General features: G+C 63.6%; 18 protein-coding genes. 11 read left to right on the top strand and 7 right to left on the bottom strand.

Features of this window, described 5'->3' with window-relative positions:
- Window positions 1-147 precede the first annotated feature (147 nt).
- Together G473_RS30245 and G473_RS0108185 are read left to right on the top strand one after the other, a co-directional pair.
- The gene (locus tag G473_RS30245) at window positions 148-684 is read left to right on the top strand and encodes a helix-turn-helix domain-containing protein (protein ID WP_051330028.1); all 537 of its coding nucleotides are present in this window, start codon (window positions 148-150) and stop codon (window positions 682-684) included.
- Window positions 681-1,034, top strand: a complete 354-nt coding sequence (locus G473_RS0108185) for a VOC family protein (RefSeq protein ID WP_210163253.1) — start codon at window positions 681-683, stop codon at window positions 1,032-1,034. Before G473_RS30245 ends, G473_RS0108185 begins: the two co-directional genes overlap by 4 nt.
- A gap of 13 nt (window positions 1,035-1,047) precedes the next feature.
- Here the strand turns inward: G473_RS0108185 and G473_RS0108180 are convergent, their stop codons facing one another.
- The 4 genes from G473_RS0108180 to G473_RS0108165 form a co-directional block, all read right to left on the bottom strand.
- The gene (locus tag G473_RS0108180) at window positions 1,048-2,172 is read right to left on the bottom strand and encodes an ABC transporter permease (protein ID WP_029012700.1); all 1,125 of its coding nucleotides are present in this window, start codon (window positions 2,170-2,172) and stop codon (window positions 1,048-1,050) included.
- Between the two features lies 1 nt (window position 2,173).
- The gene (gene rbbA, locus G473_RS0108175) at window positions 2,174-4,885 is read right to left on the bottom strand and encodes a ribosome-associated ATPase/putative transporter RbbA (protein WP_029012699.1); all 2,712 of its coding nucleotides are present in this window, start codon (window positions 4,883-4,885) and stop codon (window positions 2,174-2,176) included.
- Between the two features lie 12 nt (window positions 4,886-4,897).
- Window positions 4,898-5,899: an HlyD family secretion protein gene (locus G473_RS0108170; RefSeq protein ID WP_029012698.1), complete on the bottom strand. Its 1,002-nt coding sequence runs from the start codon at window positions 5,897-5,899 to the stop codon at window positions 4,898-4,900.
- 156 nt (window positions 5,900-6,055) lie between these two features.
- A complete protein-coding gene (locus G473_RS0108165; protein ID WP_029012697.1) occupies window positions 6,056-6,961 on the bottom strand; it encodes a LysR substrate-binding domain-containing protein in 906 nt (301 codons plus the stop codon).
- 170 nt (window positions 6,962-7,131) lie between these two features.
- Between G473_RS0108165 and G473_RS0108160 the strand changes: the two genes are divergently transcribed.
- Both G473_RS0108160 and G473_RS0108155 read left to right on the top strand, forming a co-directional pair.
- Window positions 7,132-8,322: an acyl-CoA dehydrogenase gene (locus G473_RS0108160; protein WP_029012696.1), complete on the top strand. Its 1,191-nt coding sequence runs from the start codon at window positions 7,132-7,134 to the stop codon at window positions 8,320-8,322.
- A 14-nt stretch (window positions 8,323-8,336) separates the two neighbouring features.
- The gene (locus G473_RS0108155; RefSeq protein ID WP_029012695.1) at window positions 8,337-9,539 is read left to right on the top strand and encodes a CaiB/BaiF CoA transferase family protein; all 1,203 of its coding nucleotides are present in this window, start codon (window positions 8,337-8,339) and stop codon (window positions 9,537-9,539) included.
- Between the two features lie 55 nt (window positions 9,540-9,594).
- On the opposite strand, the gene G473_RS29130 is transcribed toward G473_RS0108155, so the two are convergent.
- Window positions 9,595-10,029, bottom strand: a complete 435-nt coding sequence (locus G473_RS29130) for a helix-turn-helix domain-containing protein (RefSeq protein ID WP_154667316.1) — start codon at window positions 10,027-10,029, stop codon at window positions 9,595-9,597.
- Window positions 10,030-10,625: 596 nt separating this feature from the next.
- Here G473_RS29130 and G473_RS25795 point away from each other — a divergent pair.
- From G473_RS25795 to G473_RS0108120, 7 genes are all read left to right on the top strand, one after another.
- Window positions 10,626-12,317, top strand: a complete 1,692-nt coding sequence (locus tag G473_RS25795; RefSeq protein WP_051330026.1) for a methyl-accepting chemotaxis protein — start codon at window positions 10,626-10,628, stop codon at window positions 12,315-12,317.
- Window positions 12,318-12,323: 6 nt separating this feature from the next.
- Window positions 12,324-12,524 carry a hypothetical protein gene (locus tag G473_RS30635; RefSeq protein ID WP_161630958.1) on the top strand — a complete coding sequence of 67 codons (201 nt, stop codon included), beginning with the start codon at window positions 12,324-12,326 and terminating at the stop codon, window positions 12,522-12,524.
- 80 nt (window positions 12,525-12,604) lie between these two features.
- Window positions 12,605-13,048, top strand: a complete 444-nt coding sequence (locus G473_RS0108140; RefSeq protein ID WP_029012694.1) for a hypothetical protein — start codon at window positions 12,605-12,607, stop codon at window positions 13,046-13,048.
- Window positions 13,049-13,131: 83 nt separating this feature from the next.
- Window positions 13,132-13,680: a cupredoxin domain-containing protein gene (locus G473_RS0108135; RefSeq protein ID WP_029012693.1), complete on the top strand. Its 549-nt coding sequence runs from the start codon at window positions 13,132-13,134 to the stop codon at window positions 13,678-13,680.
- Window positions 13,681-13,692: 12 nt separating this feature from the next.
- A complete protein-coding gene (locus G473_RS0108130) occupies window positions 13,693-15,426 on the top strand; it encodes a copper resistance system multicopper oxidase (protein ID WP_084437773.1) in 1,734 nt (577 codons plus the stop codon).
- A gap of 14 nt (window positions 15,427-15,440) precedes the next feature.
- Window positions 15,441-16,148, top strand: a complete 708-nt coding sequence (locus tag G473_RS25790) for a copper resistance protein B (RefSeq protein WP_035706046.1) — start codon at window positions 15,441-15,443, stop codon at window positions 16,146-16,148.
- Between the two features lie 126 nt (window positions 16,149-16,274).
- Window positions 16,275-16,610, top strand: a complete 336-nt coding sequence (locus tag G473_RS0108120) for a non-heme iron oxygenase ferredoxin subunit (RefSeq protein ID WP_035706042.1) — start codon at window positions 16,275-16,277, stop codon at window positions 16,608-16,610.
- Between the two features lie 17 nt (window positions 16,611-16,627).
- Here the strand turns inward: G473_RS0108120 and G473_RS0108115 are convergent, their stop codons facing one another.
- Both G473_RS0108115 and G473_RS0108110 read right to left on the bottom strand, forming a co-directional pair.
- Window positions 16,628-17,968, bottom strand: a complete 1,341-nt coding sequence (locus G473_RS0108115) for a sigma-54-dependent transcriptional regulator (protein WP_029012690.1) — start codon at window positions 17,966-17,968, stop codon at window positions 16,628-16,630.
- A complete protein-coding gene (locus G473_RS0108110) occupies window positions 17,961-19,727 on the bottom strand; it encodes a sensor histidine kinase (protein ID WP_035706039.1) in 1,767 nt (588 codons plus the stop codon). The genes G473_RS0108115 and G473_RS0108110 overlap by 8 nt, the downstream gene beginning before the upstream one ends.
- Window positions 19,728-19,737 lie beyond the last annotated feature (10 nt).

Genomic DNA, 19,737 nt, shown 5'->3' with positions numbered 1-19,737 from the left:
AGAGTAACCGGGAAGGCTATCGCCTTTTCCGGAACCGTGGACATTACACCTATGTCGGCCTTGATGGGTCGATTGAGATACAGGACCTGAGCCGACGCTGCGTCTTTTATAAGCGCGGCGGGTCAGGCGCCTGAGGAGAGAGTGGCAATGAAGGTTCCTGAACAGGTGGCCCGTCTCCGGGACGGGGTTCTGCATGCGTGCCCGGATGCGATGATCAGCCTGGACGCACCGCTGAACCCCGACGGGGAATGGTGGGTCGATATCCGCGATGCCAGCCATGAACCGGAACGGCTGATCACACTGGTCTGGCGACCGGATCGGGGATTTGGCCTTTTCACCCAGGGCGATGGCTATGGCGACCAGCCCAATGAACTCTATCGCAGCGCCGACCGCGCCATTGCCCGCATCGGACAACTTCTGACAATCGTGCCTGCCGGGGATGCAGCGCTGCGCCCGATGTATCTTGATGAATTGCGCAATCTGGTTGGTATTTCACAGGTTGCCCTGGCATCCAGCCTGAGCGTGCAGCAAAGCGCTGTGTCGAGGACCGAACAGCGTAGCGACGTGAAACTCAGCACCCTGGCGGATTATGTCAGCGCCATGGGCGGCCAGTTGGAGGTGAAAGTCCGGTTCGATGATTTCGAGGCCACTATCGTTCCGGTCCGGGAAAAGGGTGCTGCATGAGCATGATCGCCCTGAACCTTGTCGTCCTGCGGGCGCGGGAGCCGGAACGGCTGGCCCATTTCTATGCCGGTCTGGGACTGCGGTTTGAAGAAGAACAACATGGCGCCGGCCCCCGCCATCATGCCTGCGACCTGGGCGGTGCCGTGCTGGAGATTTATCCGCTGGAAGAGGACGCAGACACCACCACAGGCACCCGGATCGGCTTTACCGTCGACCATGTCGAGGATGTCGTCCGGCAGGTGGAGACCACCGCCATACTGACACCGCCGCGGGTGACACGGTGGGGTAAACGCGCCGTATTACTGGACCCGGAAGGGCACAGGGTTGAACTGGTGGAACGGGCCTGCTGACCCGACTATCACCCTACTGGCTGCGGGCCAGCATGGCGCGGAATTGCGGCAATGCCACGGCCAGGAAGGCCGCACCCAGGCCTGACAGGATCAGCATCTGCGGCCAGACGGCCGACAGGCCGGCACCCCGATAAAGGATGGCCTGGGCCAGTTGGACAAAGTGCATGGTGGGGGAGACCTGGATCAGCCATCGCAGCACCTGCGGCATGCTTTCCAGCGGCGATGTCGCGCCCGACAGCATGTTCAACACCAGGAAAACGGGGATGGCCACCAGGGAAAACTGCGCCATGGAGCGCGTCACCGTAGCCAGCAGGATGGCCATGGAGGTGACGGCGAACAGGTAAAGCGCCACCCCGGCCAGGAACAGCAGGATCGACCCCTCAATCGGCACCCCCAGCCAGAGCTGGACGACGAACAGAAGCGACAGGCCCGTCGCCACCAGGATCACCAGGCCATTGGCCCAGATTTTCGCCGCCGCAATCTCCGACGCGCCTACCGGCATCACCAGCAGATGCTCAATCGTGCCATGTTCGCGCTCCCGGATCACCGCCGCGCCCACCAGCAGCAGGGCCAGGATGGTGATGTACTGGATCACCGCCATCACCGACTGGAACCACATGCCTTCAAGGTTGGGGTTGAAATAGGTCCGGGTCACCAGTTTCACCGGTGTCGCGTCCACGGCCTGGGGGTTCAGCGCCGCCACCACCTCCTGGTTGATGATGGCCTGGATATAGGCAGAGCCGAGCCCGGCCATGGTCATGGCCGTGGCATCAATATTCAACTGGATGGTCGGCTGGTGGCCCCGGCGCAGGTCGGCCTCCAGATCGGGCGGCAGGTCCAGCACGAAGGCATATGTGCCCTCATCCATGGCGGGATCAACCTGTGCCCGATCGATCAGGTCCGGGCGGGCGAAATAGGGCGGCAGCAGCGCATCCCGGATGCGATGGGACAGGGCGGACCTGTCAGCATCGACAATGGCAACACGGGCATAGGACACATCGGTCTTCACCCCCGTCGCTACCGTATAGACGGACACGGTGAAGCAATAGACGATGAAGACCATCAGCACCTTATCCGCCAGGACGGATGCCAGTTCCTTGATCCCCAGATGAAAGACGGCGGCAAGCCAGCGACGCATCTCACTTCTCCTGCTTGCGGAGCAGCAGCGAGGCCGCAATCATGAAGACCAGAGCGAACAGACCCAGCAGAATGAACTGAAGGTGGAAGGCGCCGAAATCCCGCGCCTTGGCGAAGGTGCCCAGGCTGATGCTCTGGAACCAGAGCGAGGGGAACCCATGACCCAGGATCGCCGCGCCCCCTTCCAGCGCCGCCGCCGGATAGAGAAACCCTGAAAAATTCACCGCCGGCACGGTGCAGACAATGGCGGTGACAATGATCGCAGCCACCTGTGTGCGTACGAAGGTGGATACCAGCAGCCCCAACCCTGTTGCCGCCATCACATAAAGCAGGGCACCCAGAAGCAGGGCCGCCAGCGACCCGTTCACCGTCACCCCGAACAGGAAGGCGGCGACCGTGATCAGTGACAGGAAACTGGTAAAGCCGACCAGCACATAGGGCATCTGCTTGCCCAACAGAAATTCCGACACCGATCCGGGAGAGGCGTAGAGATTGCTGATGGAGCCGATCTCCCGCTCCCGCACCACGCCGATGGCCGTCAGCATGGCCGGGATCAGCATCATCACCACCATGATGACACCGGGCAGGATGGCGTGGGTACTCTCAAACGACTGGTTATAGCGGAAGCGCGGCTCAATCAGCGGCAAGGCGGATACGCTCTCCGGCCGGGTGGAGCGGCGGGCCAGATCCTGGACATAGCGCTGGGCGATGCCCTGGACATATCCGCGCGCCGTTTCCGCCCGGAAGGGCATGGCTCCATCCAGATAGACGGCCAGTTCCGGCTGGTATCCCCGCAAAAGGTCGCGTCCGAAGGAAGGCGGGATAGCAACGACAAGGCGCAGCTCACCGTTGCGCAGCCGGCGTTCAATATCGGCATCGCTGAAAATCGGCGCCTTTTCCTGGAAATAGCGGGAGCCGGACAGGTTCTCCACCAATTGCCGGCTTTCCAGGCTCTGGTCGCGGTCATAGACGGCATAGGGCAGGTTCTCAACATCAAAGGTGATGCCGAAACCGAAGGTCAGCAGCAGGATCAGCGGGCCCAACAGGGCAAAGGCCAGCCGCACCCGGTCGCGCAGCACCTCCATCAATTCCCGCCGGGCGAAGGCCCAGATGCGACCGAAGCTCTGCGCCAGCCCCTGGCGCTCCTCCTGCCCTCCATCGACTTCCAGCGGCGGGGGGGCAGTGCTGGCCTCGCTGGGCGATGCCTCTTCCAGATAGGCGATGAAGGCATCTTCCAGCGTGCCTTCCCCTTTTGCCGCGCGCAGTTCAGCCGGGGTCCCAACGGCCAGGACGCGGCCCGCATGCATCAGGGAGATACGGTCGCAGCGCTCCGCCTCGTTCATGAAATGGGTGGAAACAAAGATCGTCACGCCATCGCGTCGCGACAGGTCGGCCAGATGGTGCCAGAACAGGTCCCGCGCCACCGGATCGACGCCGGATGTCGGCTCGTCCAGGATCAGCACATCCGGCTTATGCAGGCAGGCGGCCGCCAGTTGCAGGCGCTGGCGGATACCCAGCGGCAGATCGGCGGGCAGGGCTTCCGGCACATCCGCCAGACCGAACTGGTCCAGCGCCTGATCGACACGGGCATTACGCTCCCCGCGCGGCACCCGGTAGAGCCTTGCATGCAGCATCAGGTTGGCCCGGACGCTCAGTTCCTCATACAGCGAGAAGCCCTGCGACATGTAGCCGACGCGCAGCTTTGTCTCCATATCGGCCTTGCCGATGGGGCGGCCCAGCAGGCTGGCCGTGCCCTCGCTGGCCGGCAGCAGCCCGGTCAACATCTTCATCGTCGTCGTCTTGCCGCAGCCATTGGACCCGAGGAAGCCGAAAATCTCCCCCCGCCCAATGCGGAAGCTGACATTATCCACGGCGGTGAAGGCGCCGAAACGACGGGTCAGCCCTTCGGCAACGATGGCATCCGGCCCCGCATGGTCCACGCGCGGCGGCATGACCAGCGTTTCCACCTCGCCACCGGCGGCCAGTTTGGCGAAGGCCTCCTCCGGCGTGGCGGCCCCGGCCTTCTCCAGCACGTCGCGGATCGGGCCCGCCGCCAGCACCCGCCCGCCATCCACCAGCACCAGATACTGGAAGCGGGCGGCTTCTTCCATATAGGCGGTGGCAACGATGACACTCATGCCCGGCCGCTCAGCCTGGATCGTGTCGATCAAACCCCAGAATTGCCGGCGCGACAGGGGGTCCACGCCCGTTGTCGGCTCGTCCAGGATCAGCAGGTCAGGATCATGGATCAGCGAACAGCAGAGCGATAATTTCTGCTTCATGCCGCCCGACAATTTGCCGGCGGGCCGGTCGGGGAACGGGTGCAGGCCCGTGGCATGCAACAACCGGTCGATCCGGGCCCGGCGTTCCGCCGCCGACTGGCCGAACAGCCGACCGAAAAAGTCGATATTCTCCGCCACCGACAAGGTGGGGTAGAGGTTGCGGCCCAGCCCCTGGGGCATATAGGCGATGCGGTGGGAAGCGCGGTCGCGATGGGCGGCGTCGCGCATATCACCGCCCAACACACCGACCTGCCCCTGCTGCACCTGCCGCACCCCGGCAATCAGCCCCAGCAGGGTGGATTTGCCCACCCCGTCCGGGCCGATCACCGCCACCGTTGCCCCGGCGGGAATGGTCAGGTCGACATCAGTCAGCGCCAGCTTGTCGCCATAGCGATGGGACAATCCTGCCAGGGTGACGGCGGGTTCAGCCATGATCCGGCCGCCTTATTTCGTCGCCTCGCCCGGCTTGGGCGGCAGCCGCACGGCCAGCCGCTCCGGCCATGAAGCCCCCTCCCCCGTCAGCACATAGCCCTGGCCGGTCAGTCCAGCGCGGACATACTCGCGATAGGTTTCCAGCAATTGCGGATCAACCGACAGCTTGACCCGGTACATCAGCTTTTCCCGCTCATCCGATGTTTCCACCGTCTTGGGCGTGAACTGGGCCTCCGCCGCCACGAAGCTGACGCGGGCCGGGATGACATAGGTGGGGGCGGCATCCAGCACGATCCGCGCTTCCGACCCATGGGCCACACGGCCGGCCTGGGATGTCGGCAGGAAGATGGTCATATAGACATCGCTGAGGTCCAGCAGGGTCACGACGCGACCACCTGCGCCCAGCACTTCCCCGGAATGGGCCAGCTTATATTCGATCCGACCGGCGACCGGGGAATAGAGCACCATTTCCTTCAGGTTGGCCTCAATCTGCGCCACCTGGGCCTGGGCGGCCTCCACAGCCGCCTCGGCATCACCGACGGCAGCCTGCGCCGCATCCATCGTCGCGCGGTTCACATCATTCTGTGCCTTGCGCCGATCCACCTCCATGGCCGGGGCGGCAGAGGTGCGGGCCAGTTCCTGCACCCGGCGCAGTTCGATCCCTGACAGGCGATATTCCGCCTGACGGACGGCAACCTCGGCCTGGGTCTGGGCCACCCCCTGTTCGGCACGGCGGACAGAGGCCTTGGCCGCGGCAAGCTGGGCCCGCAATTCCGTCTCATCCATGGTGGCAATGATGGCACCGGCCGCCACAGCATCGCCTTCCCGGACCTTCACCTCCGCCAGCCTGCCGGGAAGCTTGGTGGCAATGTCGAACCGTTCAACCTCCATCCTTCCATTGGCGGTGGCCAGCCCGGCCGGCAATTGTCCGGCGCGGCTGTTCTGCCAATAAAGGAATCCGGCACCACCTAAGGCGGCCAGGGCGATGACGACAAGAACAGGTGCGGCGCGCATGCCGTTACTCCAGGTGACAGCAACAGGCGAAAACAGTTTCCTGATTTAAGGAAACCGGCCTCATGACGCATTGCGACAAATCAATAAGACGATGATCTCCGGAAGGTTCAATTGCAACAGACCCGCAGGGCCACCGTTCCAGAGAGAGGGAAGAAATCAATTTCCTGCCGGTAGGGCAGCCTCCGCAAACAGCCAGTCGCGGAAGGCAACCAGGGGGCCGTAATGGTCCCGATCACGGGGATAGACCAGATGATAGCCGCCCTGGCCCTGCATCCCGCCGCCGGGCAGCAGCACCAGTTCCCCTGATGCGATTTCATCCCGTATCAGGATGCCGGGAACCAGGGCACAACCAAGCCCCGCCACCGCCGCCCGGATCACCAGCAGGAATTGCTCGAACACCAGAACCGGCTGGTCATTGCCCCGCATCAACCCTTGAACGGCGAACCAATGGTCCCAGCTTGCCGCCCGCGTCTCCTGTTGCAGCAGGGTGGTTCGCCGCAGATCGACCGGGGCGGCCAACCCGATATCACGCACCAAAGCGGGGGCCGCCACGGGCAGCAATTCCTCCCCCATGAAGCGATGGCTGACCAGGCCGGCATCGGCCGGTGGTGCCGTCATGATGGCGGCATCAATCCCTTCCGCCCGCAGATCGAACGGCCGCACACGGGTGGAGAAGTTGACGCTGATATCCCGGTGGCGGGCGAAGAACCCGCCCATGCGCGGGATCAGCCAGCGCGCGCCGAAGGTGGGCAGGATCGCCAGATCCAGCGTGCCGCCACCGGTGCCAAACGCGATGGTCTGCGCCGTGGCTTGAGCCAGCCGGGCCAGGGTGTCGCGCGCCTGCTCCGCCAGGAACCGCCCGGCTGGCGTCAGCGACACCCGCTGGCGCACCCGTTCGAACAGGATCACGCCCAACTGGCCCTCAAGCTGCGCCACCTGCCGGCTGACCGCCCCTTGCGTCAGCGATAATTCATGCGCCGCCGCCGTGAAACTGCCCAGCCGGGCCGCCGCCTCGAAAGCCACCAGGGCGGACGTGCTTGGGATAAGGCGGCGGGCAAACATCAGGAACGATCCTTTGATGCAAAATCGGAAGGACATTACCATGAGATTCATGGATCACCGCCCATAGTTGATGAATTTTAATCATCAACTTGGTGACCAATCCTGGTTTGCCCCCGGCGCTGTTCCGGCGTACCGATAGGCAGTATTAAATTCCAAATATCGAGGAAACTATGGCCGGCGATCTGGGCACCTTCCACTGGGACGACGCTTTCCTGCTTGATGATCAGTTGAGCGAAGAGGAGCGGATGATCCGCGACAGTGCCCATGCCTATGCCCAGGAAAATCTCGCCCCGCGCGTGCGCGAAGCCTTCGCCAAGGAACATACCGATCCCGCCATTTTCAAGGAGATGGGTGACCTGGGCCTGCTGGGCATCACCATCCCGGAGGAATATGGCGGGGCCGGTGTCGGCTACGTCGCCTATGGGCTGGTAGCGCGCGAGGTGGAGCGTGTGGATAGCGGCTATCGCTCGATGATGAGCGTGCAATCCTCGCTGGTCATGCATCCGATCCATGCCTATGGCAGCGAGGAGCAGCGCCGCAAGTACCTGCCCAAGCTGGCATCGGGCGACTGGATCGGCTGTTTCGGCCTGACCGAGCCGGATGCCGGCTCCGACCCCGCCGGCATGCGCACCCGCGCGGAGAAGATCGACGGCGGCTACCGGCTGACCGGCGCCAAGATGTGGATCACCAATTCCCCCATCGCGGACGTGTTCGTCGTCTGGGCCAAGTCCGATGCCCATGGGGGCGCCATCCGCGGCTTTGTGCTGGAAAAGGGGATGAAGGGCCTGTCAGCGCCGAAGATCGAGGGCAAACTGTCCCTGCGCGCCTCCGTGACGGGTGAAATCGTCATGGACGGGGTGGAGGTGCCGGACGATGCGCTGCTGCCCAACGTGTCCGGCTTGAAAGGGCCGTTCGGCTGCCTGAACCGGGCGCGTTACGGCATTTCCTGGGGGGCCATGGGGGCGGCAGAAGCCTGCTTCCACGCCGCCCGCGCCTATACGCTGGACCGCAAACAGTTCAACCGCCCGCTGGCCCAGACCCAGTTGGTACAGAAGAAGCTGGCCGACATGATGACCGAGATCAGCCTCGGCCTGCAGGCCAGCCTGCGGGTCGGCCGCCTGTTCGAGGCGGGCAAGCTGGCGCCGGAGATGATCTCCATCGTCAAGCGCAACAATTGCGGCAAGGCGCTGGATATTGCCCGCGCTGCCCGCGACATGCATGGCGGCAACGGTATCTCCGATGAATATGTGGTGATGCGCCACATGATGAACCTGGAAACGGTGAACACTTATGAAGGCACCCATGATGTCCATGCCCTGATCCTGGGCCGGGCCATCACCGGCCTGCAGGCGTTTTTCTGAGGCGGCCCCCAACCATGACCGCTGCATTGAACGGTATCCGCGTCCTGGACCTGTCCCGCATCCTGGCCGGCCCCTGGGCGACCCAGATGCTGGGCGATTTCGGGGCGGAGATCATCAAGATCGAAAGGCCGGGCGAGGGCGATGATACCCGCCGCTGGGGGCCGCCCTTCGTGGATGGACCGGACAGCCCATCCGCCTATTTCCTGACCGCGAACCGCAATAAGAAATCCGTCTGCATCGACTTCACCACGGCCGAAGGCCAGCAACTGATCCGCGATCTGGCCGCCAAATCAGATGTGCTGGTGGAAAATTACAAGGTTGGCGGCCTGAAAAAATACGGGCTGGATTATGACAGCCTGAAAGCCATCAACCCCCGCCTGATCTATTGCTCCATCACCGGCTTTGGCCAGGATGGGCCTTATGCCCAGCGCCTGGGCTATGATTTCCTGATCCAGGGGATGAGCGGGCTGATGAGCGTGACCGGTCCCCCCGATGGTGGACCGCATAAGGCCGGTGTGGCGCTGGCTGACATCATCACGGGGCTTTACGCCGGTAACGCCATCCTGGCCGCATTGCATCACCGCGACCAGACCGGCGAGGGGCAGCAAATCGACGTCGCCTTGCTGGACTGCATGGTGGCCGCCATGGCCAACCAGTCCTTGAACCGTCTCGTCTCGGGCCGTGACCCTGGCCGGCTGGGCAATGCCCACCCCTCCATCGTGCCCTATGACACCTTCCCCACAGCGGATGGCTATATCAATCTGGCGGTAGGCAATGACCGGCAGTTTGAGAGGCTGTGCGTCGTGCTGGATGTGCCGGACCTGGCCGGTGACGACCGGTTCGCCACGAACAGGGCGCGTGTTGCCAACCGGGTGGAACTGACAGCGCGGCTGACCGCCTGCCTGCAATTAGCCCCCACCACGCACTGGCTGGACAGGTTGGAGGCGGCCGATGTGCCCGCCGGCCCGATCAACAGCCTGGGCCAGACCTTCGATGATCCACAGGTCCGCCATCGCGGCATGGCACTCTCCATGCCACACCCCGTGCAGGGCACCGTACCGGGTGTCGCCAGCCCAATTAAATTTTCTCAATCGCCCGTGGTCGATAGCACGGCACCGCCGGCATTGGGCGAACAGACAGCGGCTTTGCTGGGCGACCTGCTCGGGCTTTGTCCCGATGCTCTTACCGCGTTAAGAGAAAAAGCAATTATCGGCTGATCAAAACGATTTTTCGCTGACGACCAAGGCCGGCACGAATGTGACCGGCCTTTTTCTATTCTGCCGCCGGATCGGCGGACGCGCTTTCCAGAGCGATCAGGTCCATGCGCGTCTGGCGCAGGATGTTGGCATATAACTGGGCAATCAGACGTGCCCTGGTCAGGGGATCCGCCTGACCAATCCGCTGCTCCCGTTCTACCGTATTAATCATTGCCGCAAGCAAAAGCGGGTCGATTTCCACCATTTGGTTGCCAGGCGCCCTCTCGGTCGTCTGTTCCAACAGCGGCTCTCCCTCCCCCAGCAACAGCCAGTTGGTATTTACCCCCAGCTTGGCCAGTGCAACAAGCCACTCGATCTTCGGTGGACCACCCTCTGATTCGTAAGCGTTATATGTCGATGCAGGAACTCCCAGCTTTTCCGCCATTTGCGACCGCCTGGCAAATCCCAGTCGGCGCCTGATTTCCTGCAAGCGTTGCGCGACAGGTCTCATTGAAAGGCCCCGTTGGACGGCTTTTCGTGGCAAATCTCCGTGAGCAAAGCCGAAAAATCGCGATAAGTGATTTTTCCATCTCGTTTTTCGTTGAGAGTCGAGTTTTCGTTTTGTAGGATGAGTGCCATGGCATGGATCTTCAACACAGGGAATGAGACGATTTCTGCCGGATGGCAGGGTGATACAAAGACACGGCGATTTTCAGGGGCGCTGCTTATTGGGCAGAAGCCGCTATTGTCTTCATTACGGATCGGCTCTGTCGGCGCAGCGCTTGAGTGGCGCTGTGGCGACATATTATGGCGTGCGTTTCATCAATGCTGCCCTATCACGTAGCGAAACAAGAATAGCACTGGTCTGATTATCCCTGATTTGCCGGCACCTGTCCGACTCTAACTGTGCCCCCCTGGAAAGCAACGCAAACGGCAGTGTGCGTCAGCCGGGGAAGGTCGTAACAACACCAACATCCAGAAGGATGCGCAGGTGCGGCCTATGCCAGCGGGGCTGGCGGGTTCCATCCGCCAGCGCAATCCTTGGTCGGTTCTGGTCTGGGGAGGCCGGGGTCGATCGCATCGCTCTGGAATGGGGGACCACGACCAATGCTCGATAATATCCGAATCGGTACGAAGGTAACGGCTGTCATGCTGTTCCTCGCCATCGTCTCCGGGATCATAACGGTGACCGCGATCAGCGGTTTCAACGAGATCACACACGCGGCCAATACCATCAATACAACAGCAACGGAAATTCGCATCGCCGCCCGAATTCGCCGGCAGATCGTTGACCTGAACGTACAAGAACTGAAACTCGCTGCCGATCCGGCCAACCTAGCAGGGGCCCAACAGCAAATCCCGCTGATCCAGGCCGCCCTGCAAAAGGATCTGGCAGCCATCCGCCAGACCGCCGACGAACAGCAGCGCGCCATGCTGGACCGTATCTTGGGCCGCATCGCCAATTATCAGCAGGAAGTGGACGAGACTGTGGCAACGGCCGGCAAAGCCGGCACTGTCGTGGTCGCCCAGGCTCAACGGGACATCTACTCTGCCGTGCAGCAGAGCGAGAAGGTTCTGAAGCCGCTGACTGACGATGTGCAGCAATATCTTGAATATACCGACCGCAAGGGCGACCAGCTTTCCCGTTATGCGGAAGATACCTCGGCCAGCGCCAAGCTGACGATGCTGCTGGTTGCGATCATCGGCGTTGCGGTGGGCATCGCTATTGGCATGCTGGTCGCCCGCCTGGGCATCACCAAGCCGCTGGACGCCATCGTCGCCTGCCTGCGCCGTCTGGCGGAAGGCGACAACAAGGTGGAGGTCTTCGGCACCCATCGCAAGGACGAGATCGGGTCCATCGCCGCCACCATGCTGGTCTTCAAGGAAAATGCCCTGGAGCGTGAGCGGCTGGAAGCCCAACAGCGCCAGGAGCAGATCGCCAAGGAAGAGCGCGCCACCCGGATGGAGGGCATGGTCCATCGTTTCGATGCCGATATGGCGGAGACATTGCAGGTGCTGACCAGCTCCGCCACGGAACTGGAAGCCACAGCCCAGAGCCTGTCCGCTTCGTCCGAGCAGGTCTCCCAGCAATCCGGTGTCGTCGCCAGTGCTACGGGGCAGGCAGCCGCCAATGTGCAGACGGTCGCCGCTGCAACGGAGGAGATGACAAGCTCCATCCAGGAAGTCGCCCGGCAGATGACGGAGGCCCGCAATGTCGCGCGCGTCGCCTCTGATGAGGCTGAACAGGCGCAGCAGCGCATCCATGGGCTGAACGAGGCGGGGCAGCGCATCAATGATGTGATCGCCCTGATCGAAAGCATCGCCGGTCAGACCAACCTGCTGGCGCTCAACGCCACGATTGAGGCGGCCCGCGCCGGAGAGGCCGGCAAGGGCTTCGCGGTCGTGGCATCGGAAGTGAAGGCCCTGGCCAACCAGACCGCCCGCGCCACAGACGATATCCGCAGCCAGATCGGCCTGATGCGTGACAGCATCGAGGATACGGTGGCGGTTATCGGCCGCATCTCCAAGGTGATCTACCAGTTGAACGAAGTTTCCGCTTCGGTCGCCAGCACGGTGGAGGAACAGACCGCCGCCACGTCGGAAATCAGCCGCAACGCGGCAGAAGCCGCAACCGGCACGCAGGAAGTGTCGCGTACCATCACCGGCGTCCAGGGCGCAGCCGAAAGCTCCGCCGCCGGATCGGTGCAGGTGCTGAGTTCCTCCCGCGAACTGGCACGACGGGCCAGCCTGCTGCGCCAGTCGGTCGAAACCTTCATCACCGGCGTCAAGGCAGCCTAGCGGGATATGGAAGAGAGCGACAGGAAGGATAGCCGTCTGGCGGAACGTAAAAAAATTTCGCCAGAACGGCAACGCCAACTGGAAATCTCACAAAGGCTGGCGCGGCTGGCCTGGTTCGATTGTGCAGACGGCGCCACCCGTCGCGCCCTGGCGGCCGACGGGGTCCGCCGGAAAGCGCCTGCCCCATCGGACCCCGACGCCGAGTGACGATAAATCCCCTGCCGGTTGCGACGATACGTGACCGGTGGGGGACTTGTTCCCCCGGCCTGACCGGCATATGGTTGGGCATGGTTCGTCGATCCCGCCATGCCCGCGCCGCCATGCCGGTGCGGATGATCCTGTTGGTCCTGTCGCTTCTGGCGCTGGCGGTCATGCCGGTGCGCGCGGCTTCCATCACCTGGCTGCATCAACAGCCTGTGCGGGTCGCTGTCATGGACCCCGATATGGCATTTACGGCGCAGACCGCAGCAGGGGAATGCCCGCTGCATGCCGCCCTGCATGATGCGCCATCCGATCAAAAGGGGGGCGACCACGATCATGACAATCGTGGCGCTACCCCCATGGCCAAAGGCGCCGGCGCCTGCTGTGTGGCTTGGTGCGTCAGCCCGGCCTTGCCTGTGAGTTTGGCCCCCCTCCGCTTCCCGCCCCCATCCGGTTTCCTGCTGCCCGCTGGCCTGCCCGGTCCAGATGGGCGCCAGGATAGCCCCCCTCTCCGTCCGCCGCGGGCGTGAGGTGTATCGCTGCCCCCTGTGCCCACCCGCACCGGCAGCCTGTCACCCGCCCCCCTGATAAAGCGACCGACGGAGTTATTCCCATGTCCCTCTTCACCCGTGGCCTGACGGCGGCGATGCTGCTTGCCTTTGCCCCCACCGCGCAGGCACAGCACCACGACCATGCCAACCATCACAGCCCGGCAGACGCCACCGCTGCTGGCCAGCCTGGAAAAGCCGATACGGCCACCCGCACCCTTGATGTGACCCTGGGCGAGCATTTCATTGATCCTGGCACCATCCGGGTGGCACCGGGGGAAACCGTGCGTTTCCGCGTCACCAATAAGGGCGAGTTCCTGCACAGCTTCGTCATTGCCGATACCAAGACCCATGGGGACCGGCAGGCGATGATGGGCATGATGCTGGACCATGGCATGATCACCGAGACGGCGGTCAATCCAGACCAGATGAAAATGGACCATGGCGATGGCCATGGCATGAACCATGACCATCATGACCTGCTGCTGGTGGCGCCGGGTAAGAGCGCGGAACTGGTCTGGACCTTCCCCCAGGGTGGGGACATCGTGATTGCCTGCGACATGCCGGGCCATTACGAAGCCGGAATGGCTGCCAGCCTGACCATCACGCGCTGACGGGAAGCCATTATGACAATGGGAACCGAAGGGCTGTCGCGCCGCGACGCCCTGCGGCTGGCCGCTGCCGCCGGCATGGCGGGCGTGGTCAGCCTTTATCCCGGTCGCCGCTCCTTCGCGTCGGCCGATCATGAAACCAGCCTGCTGGTGGAGGAAACATCCATCACCATTGATGGCGACCGTTTTGGTGCCATCGCCATGGGCGGCTCCGTCCCCGCCCCCACCCTGCGCTGGCGCGAAGGTCAGGAAGTGGTGGTGCAGGTGACGAACCGGCTGCGGGAGCCGACTTCCATCCACTGGCACGGGCTGCTGCTGGAAGGGATGATGGATGGCGCGCCCGGCTTCAACGCCTATAGCGCCATCGCACCGGGGGAGAGTTTCACCTACCGCATCCGCCTGCGCCAGTCCGGCACCTATTGGTATCACAGCCATTCCGGCGGGCAGGAACAGCGCGGCATGTATGGCGCCATTATCATCGACCCGGCAGAGCGCGAACCGGTGCGCGCCGACCGGGAGCATGTGATCGTGCTGTCCGACCATACCGCCGACCATCCCGACCATATCATGCGCAAGCTGAAGGTCAGCGAGGGCTATTACAACAAGGGCAAGCGCACCCTGGGCGACCTGATCGGCGATATCAGGCGCGACGGTCTGGCCAAAACCTGGGCCGACCGGCGCGACTGGGGCGACATGCGCATGGACCCGACCGATCTGGCCGATGTCACCGGCTACCGCTTCCTGGCCAATGGCAAGGGCATTCAGGATCACTGGACCGGCCTGTTCAAGCCAGGGGAGCGGGTGCGGCTGCGGCTGATCAACGCCTCGGCGATGAGCATTTTTGATGTCGCCATCCCCGGCCTGCCCATGACCATCGTGTCCGCCGACGGGCAGAATGTGCTGCCGGTCAAGGTTGATGAGTTCCGCTTCGGCGTCGGGGAGACCTATGACGTGATCGTCATGCCGACGGAAGACCGCGCCTATACGCTGATGGCGGAACCCATCGACCGCAGCGGCTATGCCCGCGCCACCCTGGCGCCGCGACCGGGCATGGCAGGGGAAATCCCGCCCTTGCGCCCCCGCGCCATCCTGACCATGGCCGATATGGGGCCCCATCACGGCATGGACCATGGGTCGATGGATCATGGGTCGATGGATCACAGCAGCATGGATCACGGCGCTATGGACCATGGTGCGATGGATCACGGGTCCATGGATCATGCCGCCATGGGCCATGACGCTCCCGTTCCGGCCCCCCCCACCCGCGATGGCCCGCCCCAAGGCTGGGATCAAGCCGGCACGCCGCCGGGCAAGCGGGCGCTGACCTATGCCGATCTGAAATCGCTGACCAGGAATGCGGACACGCGGGAACCGGCGCATGAGATCAGTCTGCGCCTGACCGGCATCATGGAGCGCTATATCTGGACGCTCAACGGCCACAAGTTCGACCATGGCGGCCCGATCCGGGTGAACCAGGGCGACCGGGTACGCCTGACCTTCGTCAACACCACCATGATGGCGCATCCCATGCACCTGCATGGCATGTTCTTTGAGCTGGAAAACGGCCAGACCGACCGCAAGCCACGCAAGCATGTCGTCATCGTGCCACCGGGCAAAACCGTTTCCGTCGTGCTGACGGCGGATGAGCCGGGCGACTGGCCGCTGCATTGCCACATGCTGTTCCATATGAATGCCGGGATGATGACGCGCTTCATTGTCACCCCGTCATCGGCCACAGCGACGCTGTAAGGAGGGAGGACGGAATGCGTATCAAAACACTCATCGCCGCCGCCCTGCTGCTGGCACCGCTGCCGGCCCAAGCGATGGAAGGGCATGTGGAACCGCTATTCTGGCGCCTGACGCTGGACCAGTTGGAACGGCACTGGCAGGACGGCCAGGACGCCACATCCTGGAAGCTGGATGGCTTTATCGGCGGCGATTACGAGAAGCTGCGGATCAAATCGGAAGGGGAAGCCACCGATGGGCATGGGGTGGAGGAACTGGAAATCCAGGCCCTTTATTCCGTGATGGTGGATGATTTCTGGGATTTCCAGGCCGGTATCCGTCATGATTTCCGGCCCCAGCCGCAAACCAGCTACGCCACCATCGGCTTCCAGGGGCTGGCACCGCAATTCCTGGAAGTGGATGCCCAGGCTTTCCTGTCCGACGAGGGCGACCTGACCGCCCGGCTGGAAACGGAGATCGACCTGCCTTTGACCCGGCAGTTGATCCTGCAACCCCATGCCGAGATCGACCTGTCGGCCCAGGACGTGCCATCACAGACCATCGGTGCCGGGGTCAGCAGCCTGGGGCTGGGCCTGCGCCTGCGGTACGAGATCGTGCAGGAAGTGGCCCCCTATATCGGCCTGTCATGGGAGAAGCGACTGGGCGAAAGCGCCCGTCTCAGCCGTGCCGCGGGGGAAGACCCCGACCGGGTGTCCTTCCTTGCCGGCATCCGCCTCTGGCTGTGATCAGTACGGGGTGGCGCCAGCCACCCCGTTCCAGCAGATAGCCTCATCATAAGGTGAGTGAACGAAGCGATTGACGAACGGATCTATTTTGTACGATTGTATGACAAAGATTGCGGAGAAATTGTCATGCACCCTGTTGAAATTGATGGTCGTATTCGTCTTTGCGCCGTATCGGATGTGCCGACGGGCGGCATGCTGCGCCTGGAACCGGCGGGCATGGACCCACTGGTTGTCTGCAATCATGAAGGCAGCTTCCATGCCGTGGATGATGAATGCACCCACGCCATCGCCTCGCTTTCAGAAGGTCGCCTGGAGGGAACGACCCTCTTCTGCCCGCTGCATGGCGGCAGCTTCGATATCTGCACCGGCAAGGCCCGCAGCCTGCCCTGCAAGCAGGCACTGCGGACCTACAAGCTGGATATCAGCGACGATACGGTCTGGCTGCTGCCAAAGCGGAAGTGACCGGACAGGGGGGCGCTTCACCGGAAGGTCTCGATCTCCAGCCCGAAGCGTTTCAGCTTGTCATAGAGCGTCTTGCGCGGAACCGACAGTTCCGTGCTGACCGCCGCCACATCCCCCTTGTGGCGGCGCATGGCGTCGGCGATCAGCCGGCGTTCAAACCCATCCACCAGATCAGCCAGACTGGCCGATGCGGGCACCTGCGCCCGTGCGCCCGGCAGCAGCGGCAGGCCCAGCACGGCCCGTTCCGCCAGATTGCCCAGTTCGCGCACATTGCCCGGCCATTCATGCGCGGACAGGGCCTGCCGTTCGGCCGTGGAGATGAAGGGCGGTACGCGGCCCATGCGACCGGCCGCCTGCATCATGAAATTATCCAGCAGCAGGCCCACATCCTCCCGCCGGTCGCGCAAGGGCGGGATGGTCAGCGGCACGACATTCAGCCGGTAATAGAGATCCTCGCGGAACTTGCCGGCGCGGGACAGTTCCCCCAGATCGGCCTTGGTGGCCGCGACGAAGCGTAAATCCAGCGGGATGGCGCGGTTGGCGCCCAGCCGTTCCACCCGGCGGTCCTGCAGCACGCGCAGCAGCTTCACCTGCAACGCCAGTGGCATGCTTTCGATCTCGTCCAGAAAGACCGTGCCGCCATCGGCAAATTCCAGCTTGCCGATGCGGGGCTTGGTGGCGCCGGTAAAGGCGCCCGCCTCATGGCCGAACAGCTCGCTTTCAAACATCGTTTCAGGAATGGCGCCGCAATTCAGCGCCACGAAAGGCTTGTCCGCGCGGCTGGAGAATTGATGCAGCGCGCGGGCGACCATTTCCTTACCGCTGCCCGTCTCCCCCAGCACCAGCACATCAGCCCCGGTATCGGCCACCTGCAAAATGGTCTGTTTCAGTGCCTGCATGGCAGGCGACCGGCCCAGGATCAGGCTGTCAATATCATGGTTCCCGCTGGCCAAAGCCTGGCGCAGCCGCCGCACCTCCGCCGACAGGCGGCGGCGTTCCAGCGCGCGGTTGACGGTGGCGACCAGCCGTTCCGAGGCAAAGGGCTTTTCGATGAAATCATAGGCGCCATCCCGCATGGCGCCCACCGCCATGGCGATGTCGCCATGGCCGGTCATCAGCACCACAGGCAAATCCGGGTCCAGGCCCAGGGCGGCACGCAGCAGATCCATACCCCCCATGCCGGGCAGGCGCACATCGGTGATCAGCAGATCGGCGGGGCCGGCGCGCAGGGCAGCCAGGGCGGCTTCGGCGGCGGAAAAGCTGGTGACGGGAAGATCGGCCAGTTCCAGCGCCTGCTCAATGCCGAGCCGGACCGCCGCCTCGTCCTCCACCAGCAGGATACGCGGTGTGTCAGTCATGGGCTGCCAGTTCAATGGTGAAAACAGCCCCACCCAGGGGACCGTTGGCGGCGCTGAGGCTGCCGCCATGATCCTGGATGATGCCGGCGGAAATGACCAGCCCCAGTCCCAACCCCAGGCCGGGCGCCTTGGTGGTGAAAAAGGGCTCAAACAGATGCGGCATATGATCATCCGCAATGCCGGTGCCGCTATCGGCAACCCGGATGCGGACACGGTCACCAAAACGGGCCGCATCCACCTTCACCGTGCGCGTCCCCCGGTCCGCCACCGCGTCCAGCGCATTGCCGATCAGGTTGACCAGCACCTGCTCCAGCCGGATCGGGTCGCACAACACATTGATATCATCGGCAATATCTACGGTGATGGCGGCATCGGTGCGGCGCGCCTTTTCCGCCAGCAGGCTCAGCGCATTGCCGGTCGCCGCCGCCACGTTGACCGGCTGGGGCCGGTTGTCCGACCGGCGGGCGAAACCGCGCAACTGGCTGGTGATGCTGGCCATCCGCTCCGTCAGCCCAGCGATCATGGTCAGGTTCTCCGTCACGCGCTCCGGCTTGCCGCGCGCCAGGAAGGCGGCGGCATTGTCAGACAGGGTGCGCAGGGCCGCCAGCGGCTGGTTCAACTCATGCGCGACGCCGGTGGCAAGCTGGCCGATGGCAGCCAGCTTGGCGGCCTGGACCAGTTCCTCCTGCGTGCGGCGCAGATCATCATTGGCGGTGACCAGGGCTGCCGTGCGTTCGGCGACCTGCCGTTCCAACGCCTCCGCCGCGCGCAGCAGGTCCTGCCGCTTCTCCCGCTCCAGCCGGCGGGTACGGCGACGCTGGCGGGCCAGCAGCAGGGCCAGCACCAGCAGCAGCACCATACCGGCCCCCGCCGCCCAGCCGATGCGCTTGACCATCACCACGCCGGACATGTCGGAGAGCAGCATCAGCCGCCAGCCGGTGCCCGGCACCTCCCGCCCGGTTTCCAGCAAGGGCGGTACAGTGCCCGGACCGATGGCCAGAATATGACTGTCCCCGCCCAGGTCGCGCAGCGTGCGCACATCCAGCGCCCGCACCTGCACCCGGTCATATTGCCGTGTCGCCGCCAGCCGCCGGGCCAGTTCTTCCGACAAAGGTTCCAGGGTGCGGAACGTCCAATCCGGGACGGAGGACAGGATGGTGACGCCATTGCCATCCATCACCAGGATATGGTCGCTGGCGCCGGCCCAGGTATGTTCGATCTCCGCCAGGGAGACTTTCACCACCACCACACCCAGCAGCCGATCCCCGTCCTTGATCGCGCGGGCGAAATAATATCCCGGTTCCTTGCTGGTGGTGCCGATACCATAAAAACGGCCATAGCCTTTGCTGACCGCCTCACGGAAATAGGGCCGGAAGGAGAAGTTCAATCCTACGAAACTGGCTGGCCCCTGCCAGTTGCTGGCGGCCCGCGTCGTACCATCGGGATCAATGGCATAGATGGCGGCGGCGCCGGACGCGCTGGCCACCTGTTCCAGATAGCGGTTGGCCCGGTCCTGCAAGGACGCATTGTCCGGTGCTGACAGCATCAGGCGCAGGGTGGTGGAATAGGTCATGATCGAGGGCAGCGTCTCATACCGGCCCAGTTCGCTGCGCAAACCCTCGATATAGATATCGCGACGCGGGCCCGCCTGTTCCAGCAGCCGGTCAATCGCGATGCGTTCGGCAAAAAAGCCGGCCCCGCAGGCGGCAATCACCGCCAGCAGGGCCGTCATCAACCAAAGGAAAAACCGCCGCCTCATTCCGTCAGGC

The sequence above is a fragment of the Niveispirillum irakense DSM 11586 genome, assembly GCF_000429645.1.
GTDB classification, from domain to species: Bacteria; Pseudomonadota; Alphaproteobacteria; order Azospirillales; family Azospirillaceae; genus Niveispirillum; species Niveispirillum irakense.
Note: the sequence above shows the minus strand (reverse complement) of the source record. Positions and strands in the feature narration are given on the sequence as shown.

Bases quoted from the DNA above. Each gene is read 5' to 3' on its own strand.
- G473_RS30245 (WP_051330028.1), top strand. From the start codon at position 148: ATGAAGGTTCCTGAACAGGTGGCCCGTCTCCGGGACGGGGTTCTGCAT.
- G473_RS0108185 (WP_210163253.1), top strand. From the start codon at position 681: ATGAGCATGATCGCCCTGAACCTTGTCGTCCTGCGGGCGCGGGAGCCG.
- G473_RS0108180 (WP_029012700.1), bottom strand. From the start codon at position 2,172: ATGCGTCGCTGGCTTGCCGCCGTCTTTCATCTGGGGATCAAGGAACTG.
- rbbA (WP_029012699.1), bottom strand. From the start codon at position 4,885: ATGGCTGAACCCGCCGTCACCCTGGCAGGATTGTCCCATCGCTATGGC.
- G473_RS0108170 (WP_029012698.1), bottom strand. From the start codon at position 5,899: ATGCGCGCCGCACCTGTTCTTGTCGTCATCGCCCTGGCCGCCTTAGGT.
- G473_RS0108165 (WP_029012697.1), bottom strand. From the start codon at position 6,961: ATGTTTGCCCGCCGCCTTATCCCAAGCACGTCCGCCCTGGTGGCTTTC.
- G473_RS0108160 (WP_029012696.1), top strand. From the start codon at position 7,132: ATGGCCGGCGATCTGGGCACCTTCCACTGGGACGACGCTTTCCTGCTT.
- G473_RS0108155 (WP_029012695.1), top strand. From the start codon at position 8,337: ATGACCGCTGCATTGAACGGTATCCGCGTCCTGGACCTGTCCCGCATC.
- G473_RS29130 (WP_154667316.1), bottom strand. From the start codon at position 10,029: ATGAGACCTGTCGCGCAACGCTTGCAGGAAATCAGGCGCCGACTGGGA.
- G473_RS25795 (WP_051330026.1), top strand. From the start codon at position 10,626: ATGCTCGATAATATCCGAATCGGTACGAAGGTAACGGCTGTCATGCTG.
- G473_RS30635 (WP_161630958.1), top strand. From the start codon at position 12,324: ATGGAAGAGAGCGACAGGAAGGATAGCCGTCTGGCGGAACGTAAAAAA.
- G473_RS0108140 (WP_029012694.1), top strand. From the start codon at position 12,605: ATGGTTCGTCGATCCCGCCATGCCCGCGCCGCCATGCCGGTGCGGATG.
- G473_RS0108135 (WP_029012693.1), top strand. From the start codon at position 13,132: ATGTCCCTCTTCACCCGTGGCCTGACGGCGGCGATGCTGCTTGCCTTT.
- G473_RS0108130 (WP_084437773.1), top strand. From the start codon at position 13,693: ATGACAATGGGAACCGAAGGGCTGTCGCGCCGCGACGCCCTGCGGCTG.
- G473_RS25790 (WP_035706046.1), top strand. From the start codon at position 15,441: ATGCGTATCAAAACACTCATCGCCGCCGCCCTGCTGCTGGCACCGCTG.
- G473_RS0108120 (WP_035706042.1), top strand. From the start codon at position 16,275: ATGCACCCTGTTGAAATTGATGGTCGTATTCGTCTTTGCGCCGTATCG.
- G473_RS0108115 (WP_029012690.1), bottom strand. From the start codon at position 17,968: ATGACTGACACACCGCGTATCCTGCTGGTGGAGGACGAGGCGGCGGTC.
- G473_RS0108110 (WP_035706039.1), bottom strand. From the start codon at position 19,727: ATGAGGCGGCGGTTTTTCCTTTGGTTGATGACGGCCCTGCTGGCGGTG.